The 569-nt window shown below is 58.3% G+C and carries 1 protein-coding gene; it reads left to right on the forward strand.

The genetic code is table 11. From position 1 onward, the window contains the following. A partial coding sequence (locus AC1DY5_RS58095) for a hypothetical protein (protein WP_478123108.1) occupies positions 1-424 on the forward strand: 424 nt, incomplete at its 5' end. Between the last annotated feature and the right edge of the window lie 145 nt (positions 425-569).

Here is a 569-nt window from a genome sequence, read left to right on the forward strand (position 1 = left end):
GCGAGAGGCCATGGAAGCACGGCGGAAGAGGGAGGTTCAGTTCGCGGTCAACCCATACGTCCCTGCCCGCCTTTCAGACGAAGGCTTGCGGAAAGGCGATGTTCGAACCGACGAAAACCTCGCGTGGGCTGAGCAGCGTATCCAGGCACTCGGCTTCAAGACACCTGCGGGGAAACTTCGCACATACACGAAAGAGACTTCGAACGCGGTGATCTATGCAGATCCGCGCGAGGCTGGCACCATCGGATTCACTGTGTTCCTGAAACCCTTCGAGGCGGACCTTTCATATTGGGAGCATCGACGCGTTCCCAGCCAGCGGTTTCAGCTTCCCGACGCTCGAAAGCACGATCTCGTCCAAACAGTCGATCGTGCGATCGCCGCCGCCGTCCAAGATCTCTCGCCAGGCCTGCGCGCCGTCAAATGACAACGACTTGCGAAACGCGCCCCTACAGGGGGCTACAGAACCTACGAAAGCACCTTTTGTAGCTTTTGTAGCGTCCCATCAGGCACTTCCGGCAAAAAATCGAGGCTCTTGACACAATGCTTCTTGGAGGAGCGTGCCCGTGGGA

The sequence above is a fragment of the Variovorax sp. P4_D9 genome (genome assembly GCF_056401695.1).